Origin of the sequence: Lelliottia sp. WB101 (assembly GCF_003051885.1) — a bacterium.
Taxonomy (GTDB): domain Bacteria; phylum Pseudomonadota; class Gammaproteobacteria; order Enterobacterales; family Enterobacteriaceae; genus Enterobacter; species Enterobacter nimipressuralis.
In genome coordinates this window covers 2,091,653-2,109,768 of the sequence record NZ_CP028520.1, presented here as the reverse complement: position 1 = coordinate 2,109,768, position 18,116 = coordinate 2,091,653, and the positions used below count along the sequence as shown (strand labels likewise).

Below are 18,116 nucleotides of genomic sequence, written 5' to 3'. Positions count from 1 at the left end.
TTTTTATTTCTGATCCCTTCGAATAAATCTCCCGCCCTGCGCGTTTACACCTTGCCCGCCTACTGGAGATCGCCTCATGATTCGCTCTGTCACCCTGCTCATGGTTATGCTGCTGTGCCCTGCCCTCTACGCAATGCCGGTTACTTATGCCATTAACAGCGAAAAAACGCCCATTACCCTCTCGTGGCATGCCTTTGGCGGCATCCTTTCCTGGGCGAATCTCAATGGCGTGACGGGAAACGTCACCCTGGACCCGACCAATGAGTTTGCCGATCGCATTGATGTCACCATTCCCGTCGCCACGCTGGTGGCCTCCAACCGTCTGCTCACCTGGCAGCTCAAGAGCGATATGTTTTTCGATGCCGCACGCTACCCTACGATCAGGTTCAGCAGTACCCGGGTGGTGGCGCTGGGCGATGGCCATTACAGAGTGTTTGGCTCGCTAAAGGTCAAAGACATTCAGCGCCCGGTGATCCTGGAAGCGACTCTGGATGAAGACAACGCGGCGGAGGCAATCTCCCTTAATGCCACCACCGCCATCTCACGCTCCGCCTACCACATGGATAAATTCGCGATGGTGGTAGATGACCGCATCGCGATAAAAATTGCGATCGACGCCCACGCGTCATAAAAGTCTTAATTGCAGCTGGCGTGCGTTGGCGGTGAGCGCCTTCGACGGGGTGCGACCAATCAGCACATACTGATAGTCACTGTCGTTCCACCAGGCAATATTCATGCTGTGCCGCTGCTCGTTTTTGATATCCGTGACAACGGCCTTCTCAAGGGGCGAAATGCACAGCGCCAGCGGGCCGAAATCCGCGTGCAGCCAGACGATCTGCGCGATAGCGGTGCTGTCATAGCGCAGCATCCGCACCATCTTCAGCTCGGCGCCCGCAAGTGCCAGCTGCTGCTCATTCACTTTGAGGCCGATATCCTGGGCGGTTCGCTGGAGCCCCTGGGCAATCACCGGCGGCGAGTTGTCGACATCCAGCAGGGTTTCAGCGCTGTAAAGCGACATATACTGAGCCTCAAGATCGCGAATCTGCTCGTTCTCACTCATTATCACCGCCATAGGGCGCGCCAGATATCCCAGCCCGGAACCGATCGCCAGGAAACTCAGTGAGGCGGCAATCAGCGCGCGTCGGCTGACGCCTGCGCGCGCGCCTGCAAGATAGTTATCCAGCCGCTGCTGCATCTGCGCTTCAGGTGCCTCTTTCAGCAACGGGGCAAACGCCTGCTTATAGTCCTGATGGCTGTTTTTCAGTGTCTCCATGCGCTGTGCCAGGGAGGTATCGCCACACAGTTGCTCTTCAAAAACACGGGCGTCGGCGCTCTCCATCTCACCATCCAGCCAGGCGATAATCGCATCGTCGTGATAAGGGGGCGTAAAACGTAACGAGTTCATGAGCGTTTCTCCTTCGCCACCGGACGGACATCCACCGTTTTGGCGAGCCGCGCCCGAGCCGTTGCCAGTCGGCTCATGATGGTGCCGATGGGAACCGACAGCGTATCCGCCGCCTCCTGGTAGGTAAATCCTTCGACATAGACTAAAAACAGCGTGTTGCGCTGGGCTTCCGGGAGGTCATTCACCCGCTGCATGATTTGCTGATAATGCAGACGATCGTCATCCTGCCCGTGGGTATCCGGGGCGATCAGATCTTCGCCAGGGACAAACCCCTGCCCCTGGCGGACGTGGCGCGCGCGCAGTTCCGAGATCCAGATCGAGTGCAAAATCGAGAACAGCCAACGGTCGATCCGCGTGCCCGGCGTATATTGCGCGCTCCTTTCGAGCGCGCGGACGCAGGTCGACTGAACCAGCTCTTCAGCCAGATCCCGGTTACGCGACAGCACCAGTCCGTAGCGCCAGAGACGCGTCAGATGTACCGCCAGCTGTTGGCGAACGTCACTGGTTGTGATTTTCTACCCCTCCCGCAGAGATCAGGACTCCGGATGCCCGTCGATTGCTGCCTGCAGATCGCGGTACTCTTCGCAATCCTGGCCGCAAATCCCGGCAATGACTTTAAGCTGCTCTTTCGCCAGATCCGGGCGACCTTTTACCATCCATGCTTCCCCCAGATACTCCCGCGCTTTGGCATAGTTGGGCTGCAGGGCGAGCGATCGCTGGTAATAGCCAATGCCTTCATCCGTGCGCCCCAGTTTGCGGGTCGCATAGCCACGGTAGTTCCACGCCTCGGCCGTGTTGGCGTTTTTTAACGTATCCAGCAGGTTCAATGCCGCCTGATACTCGCCTTTTTTCGCGAGGTGGTACGCATAATTGGTTTTGTCCTCATCGCTGAGGCTGCTGGTTTTCTCCGGGACACACTTCTTACTCACACTGTCGTAGACCTGCCCTGAGGGGCAGTCCGGCGTTTTGCTTTCAGTATCAGTATTGCCCATGGCAAAGCCCTGCGGGGTCTGTAACAAAAATAACAGCACCGGGATAGCCAGAGGACGGGTGAAGGTACGGACTGAGGATGCGTTCATTTTGTACTCCTGGTGAAGGTTGGCAGGTCAACAAGGAGTAAACGCCCGAGCGTCCGATTCTATTCGCAGAAAATGCAGTTGAAATGACAGCCGAAATCATACTTATGGCCTATGCCATCCGTAATAAGTGAACGGTAGATTCAGATAATAATTAACGCAGGCTTAATTCCTGTCTCTAATAGCACACTCTTCACCGCCCGCCATTTTTATTTTTAATTCGGTCGCAAACATAATATATCGTATAAATAATTTCTTAACCCCACCTGAATTAACAATTAAGCCCACCTTAATTAAATACCCATTTACATTCAAAAATATCAAATATATTCAAATAAATGCTTTGGTATTATATTTAACAAATGACAGGCGAAAAACAGCAAAGCCTTATACCGCAAGGCCCAGCACCCTCGCACGAGCTGTACAAACCGGCAGAAAACTATTCAATTCAGAAGGGGTTAACTTGTCCATAATTGGCGCTTCATTTGCATATTCCGTTATTTATAGCTATATCATTTTCAGACCATTCAAATAATATCTTTATAAATCACAGGGCTTTATATAACACAAAAAACGCCGAATACAAGTTAACCCATAGCAAATAAATCGATTCATCTGATGTTGCCACTAATTGCTGGCGGGCATCGGCCGCTCTGAAGATAACAACGGTGAGCACTATTTTAAAAATAGCGACTCCGCCGGGGGCGCTCTGTACCCGCAGAAAGATGATGGCTTCGTCTTGCACGCCATATCAATAAAAATCTGTTGGGAGTCATCAATATGAGCCAAATCTCTGTCATTTCGAAACTTACTGGCGTGGAAACCACCACCGAAGGCACTCAGGTTACTCTGGATCACTCCTCTATTGTGAAGCTCCACGTGGGGCGAGGCGACATTTCACACTACACGCGCAGCGGCGAAGACCTGATCGTGACCCTGAATTCGGGCGAAACCATCACCCTCAAAAACTTCTACGTCGGAGACGCTCAGGGTGCCAGCCAGCTGGTGCTGGAAGAAGGCAACGGTGCGCTGTGGTGGATTGAAGATCCCACCGCCGCCACAGAACACTATGAAGCGATTTCATCGATTGATGCGCTGATGGCCTCCTCCGGTGATACGGGCGGCGCGGCGATCTGGCCATGGGTGCTCGGTGGCGTCGCTGTCGCGGGTGGGATCGCGCTTGCCGCTGGCGGCGGCGGTGGCGGAGGGGGTGGCGGAGACGATGATAACGGCAACGGCAACCCAGGCAATCCGGGGAACCCGTCTGACCCGGATACCACGCCGCCTGACGCGCCGACCAATCTGCAGTTCTCGGCAGACGGCAATATCGTCACCGGGACGGCAGAACCGAACAGCACCATCACCCTGAAAGATGCGAACGGAAACCTGGTCGGCACCGGTAAAACCGGCAGCGACGGTAAGTTCACCATTGAACTGGGCACCCCGCTCAACAACGGCGAGCAGATTACTGCCACCGCGACCGACTCCTCCGGCAACGTCAGTAAAGAGGCCCATGCCACCGCCCCGGACCTGGTCACGCCCGACGCACCGGACATTTTAATCGTTAACGACGATGTCGGCAGCGAAACCGGCCCGCTGGATAACGGGCAGCGAACCGATGATGCGCGCCCTACCCTGAGCGGTATCGGTGAAGCCGGAACCACCATCACCGTCTTCGATAACGGCACCAAAATCGGCACCACCAAAGTGGATGCCAACGGCAACTGGAGTTTCACGCCGCCTAGCGCGCTGGCTAACGGCAGCCACACCCTGACCACCACCGCGACCGATGCGGCAGGCCACACCAGCCCGCCTTCTGCGGGGATCACCATTGTGGTGGATACCGTCGCGCCAACGGCCCCTGTGATCTCCAGCGTCACGGATGACGTTAATCCCGTCACCGGGCCGGTGAACAATGGCGGCAGCACCAACGATCAGCGCCCGCAGCTCACGGGTACCGCCGAAGCCAATTCAACGGTCACGATCTACGATAACGGCATTGCGATTGGCACCGTCACCGCTGCCGCGAACGGCAGTTGGAGCTTTACCCCGTCGGTCAATCTGAGTGAAGGCAGCCATGTGCTGACGGTGCGCGCCACGGATGTGGCGGGCAATACCGGCCCCGCCTCACCGGGCTTTACGATTAATGTCGATGTGACTGCGCCCGCCGCGCCATCGGCCTTTGTGGTGAACGATGAAGTCGGCTCCATACGCGGCGCGGTTACAGCAGGCCAGACAACCGACGCCAGCCAGCCGAGGCTCACGGGCCGTGGCGATCCGGGCAGCACGATTATTATTTACGATAACGGCGTGGAAGTGGGCAGAGTCACCGTCGGCCCGAACGGGCTGTGGAGCGTAGCGCCTGACGGCCCGCTGGCGGAAGGCCCCCACTCCGTCACCGTGCTTGAAATTGACGCCGCCGGTAATCAGAGCGGGTTGTCCCAGCAGATTAACTTTATCGTCGACACGATCGCGCCAGGCCAGCCGACCGTCACCCTCAATCCTGCCGGGAACCAGGTCACCGGTACGGCTGAACCGAACAGCACGATCACCATCAGCAACGGCACCGGTGTGATCGGCACAGGCGTTGCGGATGGCAACGGCAACTACACCATCACCCTGAATACCGTACAAAATAACGGGCAAACCCTCTCGGTCGTCGCCTCCGACGCTGCCGGAAATGCCAGTATCCCGGGCACGGTCACCGCCAGTGACAGCATTGCGCCTAACCCGCCAACAGGGCTGACGGTCTCAGGTGACGGAACCAGCGTTAGCGGAAACGCCGAGCCAAACAGCACCGTCACCATCAAAGACACCGGCGGCGGCGTGATTGGCACCGGCACCACCGATGCTAACGGCCATTTCACCGTCCCGGTCTCCCCACCGCAAACCAATGGCGAAGTGCTGGATGTGATCGCAAGCGACGCCGCGGGTAACGACAGCCAGCCAGGGCACGCCGACGCGCCGGATACAACCGATCCGCTGGCACCAACGAATCTGGTGGTTTCTGACGATGGCACGACCGTCACCGGCCAGGCCGAACCGGGCAGCACGGTAAGCATTAAAGGGCCGGATGGCGTGGAGATCGGCAGCGGCAAAACGGGCGACAACGGCGATTTTTCCGTTACCCTTTCGCCGCCGCAAGTTAACGGCGAAAAGCTGACGGCTGACGCCACGGACCTTGCCAACAACACCGGCCCCACGGCTCCGGTAACGGCACCGGATACCACCCCGGCGCAAACGCCGGAGATCACCTCGGTCTACGATGACGCCCTCAATGTTGTGGGTGATGTCGCCAACGGCGGCCTGACTAACGACCCGACGCCGACCATTCGCGGCACCGGCGAGCCGGGCACCACGCTCTATCTGTTCAGCGGTTCCGATCAAATCGGGACCCTCGTCATTCCCCAAAGCGGTAACTGGGAATTTACGCCATCGGTGCACCTGCGCGAGGGCGGTCACGTCCTGACGGCCACCGCCATCGACGCCGCCGGAAATGCCAGCGGCACGTCGAACAGCTGGAGCATTACGGTTGATAGCGTGCTCCCTGCCGCACCGGTGATCACCTCCGTCGTTGACGATGTCCCGGGCAGAACCGGCCCGCTGGATACGGGTGAAATCACAAACGACTCCCGTCCGACGCTCAACGGTACGGGCGAACCGGGCGCCACCATCAGCATTCGTCTGGACGGCGTGCAGATTGGCACCGCGCTGGTCAGCAGCGGCGGGGCATGGACCTTTACCCCGACGCTGGCGCTCCCACAGGGCGGGCCGCATACGTTGACCGCCGTCGCTATCGATCAGGCTGGGAACGTCGGCACGGTTTCAAACGGTTTCCAGATCATCGTAGACACCACGCCACCACCGGCGCCGTCGATCGGTACGGTCACAGATAATTCCGGCGCTGTCACCGGCCCGGTCACCAGCGGAACACCGACGGACGAAACCCTTCCTGCAATGACGGGGACCGCCCCGCCGGATACGATTATTACCGTTTACGACGGCACGACCCTGCTCGGCACTGCCACGCTTGACGGTAACGGTGGCTGGAGCTTTACCCCCACCACTCCGCTCACCAACGGCACTCACTCCCTGACGGTGGTCGCAACCGACTCCGCAGGCAACGCCACCGCCTCACCGCCGTTTAGTCTGGTGGTGGATACCGTGGCCCCTGCGACGCCAGATTCTCCGGACGTCACCGTGAACCCGGACGGCCTGCCGACCGGCACTCCGCTCAATCCGGGCGAAGCCACCCGCGACACCACGCCGACCTTAAGCGGCACCGGTACGCCGGGCGATACGGTCACGATCTACATTGATGGCGTCAAACAGCCCGATGTGGTTACCGTTCAGCAGGACGGAACATGGAGCTGGACGCCGACTCAGGCGCTGCCAAACGGCTCTTACGATGTCGCCCTGACGGTCACCAATCAAGACGGCGCGGGCAACGAAAGTGCGCCATCCCAGCCGGTCACCATCGTGATTGATACGGACCCGCCTGCCACGCCAACCGCACCGGTCGTCACCGATAACGTCAGCCAAATCACCGGGCCGGTCGATAACGGCGACAGCACCAACGATTCGCGTCCGGTGCTGAGCGGCACCGGTGTGGCGAACGACGTGATTATTATTTACGACAGCGTCGGCGGTGCGCCGAAGCAGGAGGTCGGGCGCGTCACCGTTGGCGCGGACGGCAGCTGGAGCTGGCGGCCAGACACCCCGCTGACGCAAACCACCCATGCCTTCACCACCACCGCCACGGACGAAGCGGGGAATATCTCGGACGTCTCCCCGGTGGTGACCATTACCGTGGATACCACGCCTCCGTTGACGCCGGCAATCACCGCAGGCACCGTCGCGAGCGGCGGTTCGACGTCAGACACCACGCCGACCATCAGCGGAACGGGCACCAGCGGCGACACGGTAATTATCTATAACAACGGGGTCGAAGTTGACCGCGTCAATGTCACCAACGGCACCTGGACCTGGACCAGCCCAACCGTCGCTGACGGCGCGCTGAACCTGACCGTCTCCTCCGTCGATGCGGCGGGTAACGTCAGCGGCACCAGCCCGGTGTACACCATCACGGTGGATACGGTCGCCCCGACGACGCCGCAGATTGATACTATCTCCAGCAGCACGCTGGCCAACGGTGTGCTGTACACCAATGACAACACGCCAACCATCAGCGGGAAAACAGAGGTCGGGAGCACCATCACCGTCTCTGTTGACGGGGGTGCGCCGCTACAGGCCACCGTGGATGCTAACGGCAACTGGACACTGACGCTGCCAGACGGCTCGGCGCTAAGCGATGCGCCTCATACCATTATCGTCACGGCCACTGACGCCGCCGGGAACGCCACCCCAAGCGCGCCGGTTACCGTAACCGTTGATACGGATGCGCCAGACGCGCCGGTCGTCAGCAATCTCGCAATCGAAGGGACACCGTTGACCGGGACCGCAGAAGCCGGTTCCACGGTGATCGTTAAAGGGGAAAATGGCGTTGAACTAGGCCGTGGTGTGGCCGATGCGGGCGGCAATTACTCCATCGCCCTTTCACCGGCGCAGACCAACGAAACCACGCTCACCGTCACGGCCAGCGATGCGGCAGGCAACGTCAGCGGCCCAACGGATTATCAAGTTACAGACACGCCGGATCTGCCACCCGTCCCGACCATCACGTCGATCATTGATGACAACGGTACGAATGGCACCGTCGAAGTGAAAGGCGCAAGTTCCAACGACACCACGCCAGTCCTGAGCGGGACCGCACCGCCGAACAGCATTGTGACCCTCTACCTTGACGGGGGTCTGGTGCCGTACGCCGTCGTCACCGCCAGCCCAACCGGCGAGTGGACGGCCAGCTCGCTGATCCCGCTCGGCGAGGGGCCACACAGCTTTGCCGCCACCACCACCGTGGGCGGTTTGACGAGCGGTCTCTCCCCGGCGGCTACCGTCACCATCGATCTCACCGCGCCTGGCACACCGGTGCTCGGCGCAGTGACCGATGATGTCGGTCCTGGTACCGGGCCGCTGACCAGCGGTCAAACCACCAACGACAGTCGCCCAACCCTGAGCGGCACCGCAACGGCGGGCGACACCATTACCATCTACAACAACGGTACCGCCATTGGCACCGTTGTTGTCGGATCGACGGGCACCTGGAGCTTCACGCCAGGCGGTGCGCTGGGAGAAGGCAACCACGCCCTGACCATTTCCGCCACCGATCCGGCGGGGAATGAAAGCGCACAATCACCGGCATTCAACATTGTGGTCGATACTGTCTCCACCACGCCGGTCATCGTCGGGGCAGACGATAATGTCGGCACCGTGACCGGGAATGTCCAAACCGGTGGCACCACCAACGACACCACGCCGACCCTTTCGGGCACGGCAGAAGCCAACAGCAGCGTGGCGATTTTTGAAGGCAGCAACCAGATTGGCACTGCCACCGCCAACAACCTGGGGAACTGGACCTTCACCCCCACCACGCCGCTCTCCGAAGGCTCACACACCTTTACGGTGGTCGCGACCGATCCACAAGGCAACGTCAGCACCAGCTCCAACAGCTATAACGTGATTGTCGATCTGACCCCACCTGCGGTGCCGGTGCTCAGCACCGTCGCCGATGATATTCAGGGCGGCGTGGTCGGGAACCTGACCGCAGGACAGGTCACTAACGACGCCACGCCAACCTTCACCGGCACGGGCGTCACGGGCAGCACCGTTCATATTCTGAATAACGGCGTAGAAATTGGCACCGCAGAGGTCATTAACGGTTCGTGGACCTTTATGCCGCCAAACGGGCTGACGGATGGCCTGTACAACATCAGGGTCAATGCCACCGATGCAGCGGGTAACGTCTCCGCTAACTCGCCGGTCTTCTCCTTCACCGTCGACACCACGCCGCCAGATGCGCCGGTGCTTACCACGGTGCAGGATGACGTCGGCCCGGTCACCGGCACGATTCCTGAAAACGGCACCACCAATGACAACCGTCCAACCTTCAACGGTACCGGCGAAGTCGGGGCGACCGTCACCCTGCTCAACGACGGACAACCCTTCGGCACCGCAGTGGTGAACGCCCAGGGGAACTGGACCTTCACGCCAACCGCACCGATGGCTGACGGGCCACACACCATCACCCTCAGCACCACCGACGCGGCGGGCAATACCAGCACCACCTCCACCACCTTCGATCTGACGGTGGATACCCAGCCGCCAGCGGCACCGACCATTATTAACGCCACCGATGACGTCGGCAGCGTGCTGAACCCGGTTCTGTCCGGGCAGACCACCGACGATACCCGGCCTCAGCTGAACGGCTCGGCGGCGAACAACGCCACGATCATCATCTATGAAAACGGCGTACAGGTCGGCACCGTACAGGCTAACGGCTCGGGCGAATGGAGCTTCACCCCGCCGAACCCGCTGAGCAACGGCAGCCATACCTGGACTGCCACCGCGACCGACGCGGCGGGCAACGTCAGCGTGGCCTCGCCAGGCTTCACGGTGATCGTCGATACGGTTGCACCGCTGGCACCGGTTATCACTCAGGCGCTTGACGATGCAGGAACCGTCACTGGCCCGCTCGGCAGCGGCCAGACCACCGACGACACGCTCCCGCGCCTGATCGGGACCAGCGAGCCGAACGCCAGCATCAATATCCTTGAAAATGGCCTGGTGATCGCCACCACCACGGCGGACGCCAGCGGGAACTGGGCGGTGACGCTCACCACCGCACTTGGGGCGGGACCGCATACCTTTATCGCCCAGGCGACCGACGCGGCGGGCAACAACAGCGATCCGTCGGCAACCTTTACCCTGAATGTCGACCTCACGCCGCCGGCCGTTCCGGTACTGGTTTCCGTGGTGGATGACGTCGGAACCGTGACCAACCTGACCAGCGGCCAGCTCACCAACGATGCACAGCCGACGCTCACCGGGACAGCCGAAGCGGGATCGACGGTGAAAATCTTTGATAACGGCGTGCTGATTGGCACCGTCACGGCCACCGGAGGTGCGTGGTCCTTTACGCCGTCACCGGCGCTGGGCGACGGGCTGCATCCGCTGACCATCACCGCCACCGACGCCGCGGGTAACGCCAGTGGCCCGACAACGGCCTTTGTGGTTAACGTCGATGCCACTGCACCAACCGCGCCGGTGATCGCCTCTGTCGTGGATGATGTCGGTACTGTCACCGGGCCGGTGATTAACGGTAACCCGACCAACGACACCCAGCCGACGCTGAGCGGGACCAGTGAGCCTAACGCGGTGGTGCGGATTTATGACGGCACGACGCTGGTCGGCACCGTCACCGCTGACACCAACGGCAACTGGACTCTGCCACAGACCACCACCACGCTGACCAACGGTCAGCACAACTTTACCGCGACCGCCACCGACGCGGCGGGCAATACCAGCGCTCCATCGTCCATCACCTCGATTGTGGTGGATACGGTTGCGCCGGGGCTGCCGGGCACGCTGGCCGTAATCAGTAACGGCACCCACGTCACGGGCCTTGCGGAAGCGGGCAGCACTGTCACCATTACCAGCAGCACCGGAACAGTGCTCGGCACGGCGACGGCGGACGGCAGCGGGGCCTTCAACGTCACCATTTCACCGGCGCAGACCAACGGCGAAACGCTGCTGGCCTTTGCCACCGATAAAGCCGGGAACGCAGGCAATACCCAGAGCGTCACCGCGCCATTCACCAACCTGCCGAATGCGCCGCTGATCACCACCGTCAATGACAACGTGGGGACCATTACCGGCAATCTGACCAACGGCAAAGCCACGGATGACACAACGCCAACCCTGAGCGGGACGGCGCAGCCTAACTCCACCATCACCCTGTATAACAACGGCGTGGCGATGGGCACCACGACCACGGATATCAACGGTAACTGGACCTTCACTACGCCTGCACTGAGCGAAGGTTCTCACGCGTTTACCGCCACGGCGACCAACGTCATCGGCGGCACCGGGCCGGTCTCGATTCCGACCACCGTTATCGTCGATACCGTCGCACCGAATGCGCCGAACGGAACCTTTAACGCCGACGGCAGCGTGCTGACGGGCAGCGCAGAAGCGGGCAGCACCGTGACGATTCGCCTGGCGGATGGCACCCTGGTGACCACCACGGCGAACGCCGGAGGCACCTACAGTTACACCTTCCTCAATAAACAGACGGAAGGCCAGACCCTGCAAATCACCGCCACCGACGCGGCAGGCAACACCTCGGCGCCAGGCTCTGCGCTGGCGCCGGTTGTGCCGCTTTCGGCCAGTTCCAACGTTGAGGAGCTGGCGCTCACCTCCGACGCCACGGTGACCAACGCCCAGTACAGCGATTACGGATTCCTGCTGGTCGGGGCGCTCGGTAACGTGCTCACCCTGCTCGGCAACGATACGGCGCAGGTCGGCTTTACCGTGGGTGCAGGCGGGAATGCGGATATTTCGATTAACGCCGATGCTACAGGCGTGGTGCTGTCGCTGCTCAACACCCTGGAAGTGGTGGTGCAGCGCTGGGATGCGGTCAACGGCACCTGGACCACGGTGGTGGATACCGGTCTGCCGCAGTTCGCCAACCTGCTGACACTGGGCGCCAACGGCGTCACCCTTAACATGACCGGGCTGACCGAGGGCCAGTACCGCGTACTCAGCTACAACACCAACCTGCTGGCGACCGGGTCGTACACCAGTCTTGACGTGGATGTCACCGAAACCAGCGCCGGGACGGTAACGGGGGTGACCACCCAGTCCGGTAACGTCATTCTGGACAATGACCCAACTACCGGCAGCGACAACGCCCCGGCAGGCACTCGCATCACCGCCGTCACTGATTCCCAGGGTCACACGGTTAACGTGACGGCGGATGGCACGGTGATCCAGGGCCAGTACGGTACGCTGACGATTAACCTCAACGGGAGCTACACCTACACCCTCACCAACACCAGCGCCGCGATTCTGGGCCGGACCGAGAGCTTCACCTACACCATCGGGCATAACGGTTCCACCGCCTCGGCGCAGCTGGTGATCTCCCTTGGGGCCAACACCGTCACCAACAGCGTCACGGCGGTCGATGACTCTGCGAGTTTCACCTTCGACACCAGCGTTCACGCCATCAACAACGGCACGTCGTCCCAGGGCGGCTTCACCGTGGTGGGCGTCAATCTGGGCAACACGCTGAGCCTCAATCTGCTCGATGATTTGAGCAATCCGATCATCTATAACGTGGCGGAAGGCACCACCCGCACCATGACCATCCAGGCCTCCGTCGGCGGCGTGGCGCTGGCTTCGGTGTTCGATCTCTACGTCTATAAATTCAACGACGCGACGCAAACCTTCGAGCAGATGCGCGTTCAGCCAGGCTGGCTGCGCGCGCCGCTGCTCGGCGGTACGTCGGGCACCCTGACGCTCAACCTGCCGGCCGGGGAGTACCTGTTCCTGCTGAACACCGCAGCCGGGATCACGGCGCTGACGGCCTACACCCTTAACGTGCTGGAAGACCATGTCTACACCGTCTCGAGCGTCGGCGGCAGCACCACCGGCGACGTGCTGGCGGATGATATTATTCCGGCGGGTACCCACGTCACGGCGGTGAACGGCGTGGCGGTCAACGGTACGGGCGTCACCACCATTCAGGGGGAATATGGCACCCTGACCATCAATGCGGACGGTAAATACACCTATACCCTGAACAGCGGCGTTGGGGCCGATCACATCAAGACGCCGGACACCTTCGTCTATACGGTGACCGCGCCAAACGGCGATAAAGACACGGCGTCCCTCAACATCACTCCAACCCCACGGGCGATGGATGCGGTCAACGATGTGAGCGCGGTGATGGATGTGACGTCGGTGCACCATACGGCGGCCTACTCGGACACCACCGTCGGCAACGCCACCTGGACGGCGGCTCTGCTGGCGGCTACCCAGGGCAGCGGCAGCGGCACCTTCGTGGTCGACGCCAACACCGCCCTGCATAACGTGGTGCTTCACTTTAACGTCGCCTCGCTGCTCTCGCTCGGCGGCCTGACGGTGGACTGGGTGCTGTCGAACGGTGCCACCACCGTGCGCAGCGGTTCGTTCAACGGCGGATTACTGCTGGGCGGCACCGCAACCATCAACCTGAACGGGCTGGATCTGGAGGCGGGCACTTACACCCTCTCCTACACCGGGAAGATGGGCGCGCTGGCGGTGGGGCAAATCACCATCACCCCGGACGTAGTGGGGACCACCTACTCGCTCAATCAGTTCGATTCCACTAGCGGACACACCGTTAACGGCAACATCTTTGACGGCACCGATTCGCAGGGGGCGATGGATCAGCTGCACTCGGTGGATACCCGTCTGAGCATCACCGGCTACAACGGCGTGACCACCACCCTCGACCCGTACACCACCAGCGCCGCGAATGTGACCATTCAGGGGCACTACGGCACGCTCTCCATCGGCGCTGACGGTCATTACACCTACACGCTCAACACCGGCGTGTCGCTCTCCAGCATCACCTCGAAGGAGGTCTTTAACTACACCCTGACGGACACGGCAGGGAAAACGGACAGCGCGTCGCTGACCATCAACATGGCGCCGCAGTTCATCAGCTCTGAGCATAACGACGTGATCAATGGGACGGCCTACGGCGATACCCTGATTTATCAGGTGCTGAACAACACCGTGGGTAACGCCACGGCGGGCAACAGCACCGGGGATCACTGGACCAACTTCTCCATCAGCCAGGGGGACAAAATTGATATCGGCGATCTGCTGGTGGGCTGGAACGGACAGGCATCCACGCTTGGGAACTACGTGCATGTCACCACCAGCGGTAACAACACTGTGATCTCCATCGATCGTGACGGTACGGGGAGCACCTACACTAATACGACGCTGGTCACTCTGGACAACGTACAGAGTAGCTACGACGAACTGGTTAATCAGCACCACAACATCATTACCTGATAGCACAACACAACTGACCCGGGCGTTCAGCGCCCGGGCATCAAGAATAAAAAGTACAAATTTATTAGGGACATGACATGGGAAAGAAGATGCCTTACTGGTGGCTCTCGTGCTGCCTGATATCTGTGCCCGTTCTCGCGGCTAATCCTGCGGGCGTAATCAACACCGGCCTGCTGAGTGAAGAACAGGAGCTGCCGTCCCTGAATGGCCGCGTTGCGCCCGTCGCCAACAAAGCCGCTCCGGGTACGCTGCTGCTGGGCGATGCCGTAAACCGCGCCGTCAGCTGGCATCCGACCATCAGCGAAGCGGTCGGTAAACTCTACGAACAATCAGAACAGGTCGACGTCGCCAAATCGAAATACTATCCGCAGGTCAACGCGGGAATGGACGGCGGCTATACCCACGACGGCAGCGACAACGGCTTTACCCCGTCGCTGGTGCTCTCTGTTTCACAAATGCTTTACGACTTTGGCAAAGTGGCAAGCCAGGTGCGAGCCGAAAGCGCGGGCGTGGCGCAGCAGCAGGCCAACGTGCTGGTGAGCATTGATACCATCGCCCACGATACCGCCCTGGCAATGGTGCAGGTGCAGACCTGGCAGCAAATGGTGGAGACCGCCAAAGAGCAGCTGGATGCGCTGTCGTCCATCGGCTCGCTGGCGCGTCAGCGCAACGACGAAGGGGCAAGCTCCCTTTCGGACGTGGTGCAGACCGATGCCCGTATCGAAGGCGCGCGGGCGCAGCTGATGCAGTATCAGGCCAGCCTCGACAGCTCCCGCGCCACGCTGATGAGCTTTCTCGGCTGGAACAGCCTGAACACCATCAGCAACGATTTCCCGGCAAAACTGGCCCGCAGCTGCGACGTCGCCGAGCCGGACGACCGTCTGGTGCCCGCCGTGCTCTCCGCGTGGGCGCAGGCCAACGTCGCGCAGGCCAACCTCGACTATGCTAACGCGCAAATGACGCCGACCGTCTCACTGGAGCCGGAAGTGCGCCACTACCTCAACGACCGCTATGCGGGCAACGATTCGCTGGATCGCACCCAGTATTCCGCGTGGGTCAAAGTGCAGATGCCGCTCTATCAGGGCGGTGGTCTTACCGCCCGCCGCAACGCCGCCGGACATGCCGTCGAAGCCGCGCAGTCGACCATTCAACGCACCCGCCTTGACGTGCGCCAGAAGCTGCTTGAATCACGCAGCCAGGTGATGAGCCTGCTGAGCACCCTGCAAATCCAGGCCCGGCAGGAGGCGCTCAGCGTCCGCACCCGCGAACTCTATCAACAGCAATATCTCGATCTCGGCTCACGGCCGCTGCTCGACGTGCTCAACGCCGAGCAGGAGGTGTATCAGGCGCGTTTTACCCAGCAGCAAACCGCCGGACAGCTCCACCAGCTGGAGCTGAGCTGCCTGTACAACACGGGCCTTTTGCGTCATTCGTTCGATCTTGAGAACCGCACCATTCAGACTGTGGAGATCCAGCCATGAAGCAAACCGATAATCCGCAGGACGAAAGTATTCCCGAAGAGACGCTGGAGCACTGGGCGCAGGCGTTTGGCTACGTCGCCAGCCGCTATCGCGTGGCCTGCTCCCCAGGCGCACTGGTGGCCGGGGCGCCATGGCTGAAGGGCAAACCCATGGTACCGGCGCTGACTCAACTGGCGCGCGAGGCAGGACTTTCCTTTCAGTTGCTGACCGCCACGGAGCAGTCCATCAACAGTTGGAAACTGCCGGTAGTGGTGGAGCTTAACGAGGGCAAAATCGGCGTCATTGAACATTTCGACGGCGACGACACTCTTGATATCAACTTCATCGACACCACACCGCACAACAACCGCGTGTCGATGACCGCTCTGCTGCCCGCCATTCGTCACGTGGTCGCCCTGCGCCCGCTGGCGGCGCTAAAAGACAGCCGCGTGGATGCCTATATTTCCAAATACCGCCCCGACTGGCTCTACCGGCTGGTGATGCGCGACATGCGTCCCTATACCTGGGTGATGCTGGCGGCGCTGTTCATCAACGTCCTCTCCCTCTCCGGGATCGTGTTCTCAATGCAGGTTTACGACCGGGTGATCCCCGCCCAGTCCTATCCGACGCTTTACGTGCTGACCATCGGCGTGCTGATCGCCACGCTGTTTGGCTTTGTGCTGCGTGTCGCGCGCGGTCATATCATGGATCTGCTGGGAAAACGCGCCGATCTGCGGGTGTCGGATCGGGTGTTTGGCCACGCCCTGCGCCTGCGTAACAGCGCGATCCCGCGCTCAACCGGGAGCTTTATTTCGCAGCTGCGCGAGCTGGAGCAGATCCGCGAGATGGTCACCTCCTCTACCATCTCCACCATCGTCGATCTGCCGTTCTTCTTCCTGTTCGTGGTGGTGCTGGCGATCATCGCGCCGCAATTAGCCTGGATCGCCCCCGTCGCTGCCGTGCTGATGGTGCTGCCCGGCCTGCTGCTGCAGAAAAAACTCGCGGCGCTGGCGAAGCAGTCGGCCCATGAATCGACCCTGCGCAACGCGGTGCTGGTCGAGAGCGTGCAGGGGCTGGAGGACATCAAGCTGATGCAGGCGGAAAACCGCTTTTTGCAGCAGTGGAACAGCTATATCCAGATCACCGCCGAGTCCGGCCTGCGCACCCGCGAACTGACGCAAAACCTGATCAGCTGGGGGATGACCATTCAAAGCCTGGTGTACGCCGGGGTGATCGTGGTCGGCGCGCCGATGGTGATCGACGGAACCTTAACCACCGGTTCGGTGGTGGCGGCCTCGATGCTGGCGTCGCGAATGATCGCCCCGATGGCGACCCTGTGCGGCGTGCTGGCGCGCTGGCAGCAGGTGAAAGCCGCCAAAGAGGGGCTGGACAGCATCATGCAGTTGCCAACGGAAAACCAGCGCGAAGAGACGCCGATCCGCCAGGACGTGCTGCGCGGGCACTACCTGTTCGATCAGGCGCAGTTTCGCTATCACCCGGAAGATCCGCGTATGGCCCTGCGCATTAACCGCCTGGAGATCAAACCCGGCGAGAAAGTGGCGATCCTCGGGCGTAACGGCGCAGGGAAATCCACCCTGTTACAGGCGCTGTCGGGCGGAATGGATCTGGCAGGCGGCGAGCTGCGGCTCGACAACCTTAGCCTGCCGCATCTGGACGTCGCGGACCTGCGGCGCAACGTCGGCTTTATGACCCAGAACGCACGGCTGTTCTACGGCACTCTGCGAGAGAACATCACGCTTGGGATGCCGCGCGCCACGGATGAAGAGATCTTCGCCGTGCTGGAGATGTGCGGCGCGGCGAGCTTTGTGCAAAAGCTGCCGAAAGGTCTCGACTATCCGATCATGGAGAACGGCGTGGGGCTGTCCGGCGGGCAGCGTCAGTCGATTTTGCTGGCGCGTATGTTCCTGCGCGATCCCAATATCGTGCTGCTCGATGAACCGACCGCCTCGCTGGATGAGCACACGGAGCGCGAGTTTCTTCAGCATCTCGGCGCGTGGCTCGGCAACCGGACGCTGATCGTCGCCACCCACCGCGTGCCGGTGCTGGAGCTGGTGGAGCGCGTGGTGGTGCTGAAAGAGGGCATGCTGGTGATGGACGCGCCAAAAGCGCAGGCCCTGAGCAACAGCCGCATGCAGCAACAGGCAAACGGACGGGAGTGGAAAAATGAAAATCAGTCAGCGTGATGTCGCG

8 protein-coding genes are annotated in these 18,116 nt (G+C 60.9%); 4 read left to right on the top strand and 4 right to left on the bottom strand.

From position 1 onward, the window contains the following. Window positions 1–76: 76 nt before the first annotated feature. Window positions 77–631, top strand: coding sequence for a YceI family protein (locus DAI21_RS10045; protein ID WP_107702993.1), 555 nt, complete (start codon window positions 77–79; stop codon window positions 629–631). Here the strand turns inward: DAI21_RS10045 and DAI21_RS10040 are convergent. The 4 genes from DAI21_RS10040 to DAI21_RS10025 all read right to left on the bottom strand — a co-directional run bounded on the left by DAI21_RS10040 (window position 626) and on the right by DAI21_RS10025 (window position 3,226). Then, complete coding sequence (locus DAI21_RS10040; RefSeq protein ID WP_107702992.1) at window positions 626–1,405, bottom strand: anti-sigma factor; 780 nt, start codon at window positions 1,403–1,405, stop codon at window positions 626–628. The genes DAI21_RS10045 and DAI21_RS10040 overlap by 6 nt on opposite strands. Beyond that, a complete protein-coding gene (locus DAI21_RS10035) occupies window positions 1,402–1,878 on the bottom strand; it encodes a sigma-70 family RNA polymerase sigma factor (RefSeq protein WP_231276845.1) in 477 nt (158 codons plus the stop codon). Before DAI21_RS10035 ends, DAI21_RS10040 begins: the two co-directional genes overlap by 4 nt. Window positions 1,879–1,938: 60 nt before the next feature. Continuing rightward, window positions 1,939–2,484: a tetratricopeptide repeat protein gene (locus tag DAI21_RS10030; RefSeq protein ID WP_102105388.1), complete on the bottom strand. Its 546-nt coding sequence runs from the start codon at window positions 2,482–2,484 to the stop codon at window positions 1,939–1,941. A 544-nt stretch (window positions 2,485–3,028) separates the two neighbouring features. Then, window positions 3,029–3,226: a hypothetical protein gene (locus tag DAI21_RS10025; protein WP_100779228.1), complete on the bottom strand. Its 198-nt coding sequence runs from the start codon at window positions 3,224–3,226 to the stop codon at window positions 3,029–3,031. 35 nt (window positions 3,227–3,261) lie between these two features. On the opposite strand from DAI21_RS10025, the gene DAI21_RS10020 reads away from it, so the two are divergent. The 3 genes from DAI21_RS10020 (at window position 3,262) to DAI21_RS10010 (ending at window position 18,109) form a co-directional block, all read left to right on the top strand. Beyond that, window positions 3,262–14,445, top strand: coding sequence for a BapA/Bap/LapF family large adhesin (locus DAI21_RS10020; RefSeq protein WP_107702990.1), 11,184 nt, complete (start codon window positions 3,262–3,264; stop codon window positions 14,443–14,445). Between the two features lie 77 nt (window positions 14,446–14,522). Then, window positions 14,523–15,926 (top strand): TolC family outer membrane protein, encoded by a 1,404-nt coding sequence (locus DAI21_RS10015; protein WP_100779226.1) that lies wholly within the window; start codon window positions 14,523–14,525, stop codon window positions 15,924–15,926. Beyond that, on the top strand, window positions 15,923–18,109 hold the full coding sequence (locus DAI21_RS10010; RefSeq protein ID WP_107702989.1) for a type I secretion system permease/ATPase: 2,187 nt from the start codon (window positions 15,923–15,925) through the stop codon (window positions 18,107–18,109). Before DAI21_RS10015 ends, DAI21_RS10010 begins: the two co-directional genes overlap by 4 nt. Window positions 18,110–18,116: the final 7 nt, after the last annotated feature.

Coding starts and splice junctions, on each gene's coding strand:
- DAI21_RS10045 (WP_107702993.1), top strand. CDS start 77: ATGATTCGCTCTGTCACCCTGCTCATGGTTATGCTGCTGTGCCCTGCC.
- DAI21_RS10040 (WP_107702992.1), bottom strand. CDS start 1,405: ATGAACTCGTTACGTTTTACGCCCCCTTATCACGACGATGCGATTATC.
- DAI21_RS10030 (WP_102105388.1), bottom strand. CDS start 2,484: ATGAACGCATCCTCAGTCCGTACCTTCACCCGTCCTCTGGCTATCCCG.
- DAI21_RS10020 (WP_107702990.1), top strand. CDS start 3,262: ATGAGCCAAATCTCTGTCATTTCGAAACTTACTGGCGTGGAAACCACC.
- DAI21_RS10015 (WP_100779226.1), top strand. CDS start 14,523: ATGGGAAAGAAGATGCCTTACTGGTGGCTCTCGTGCTGCCTGATATCT.
- DAI21_RS10010 (WP_107702989.1), top strand. CDS start 15,923: ATGAAGCAAACCGATAATCCGCAGGACGAAAGTATTCCCGAAGAGACG.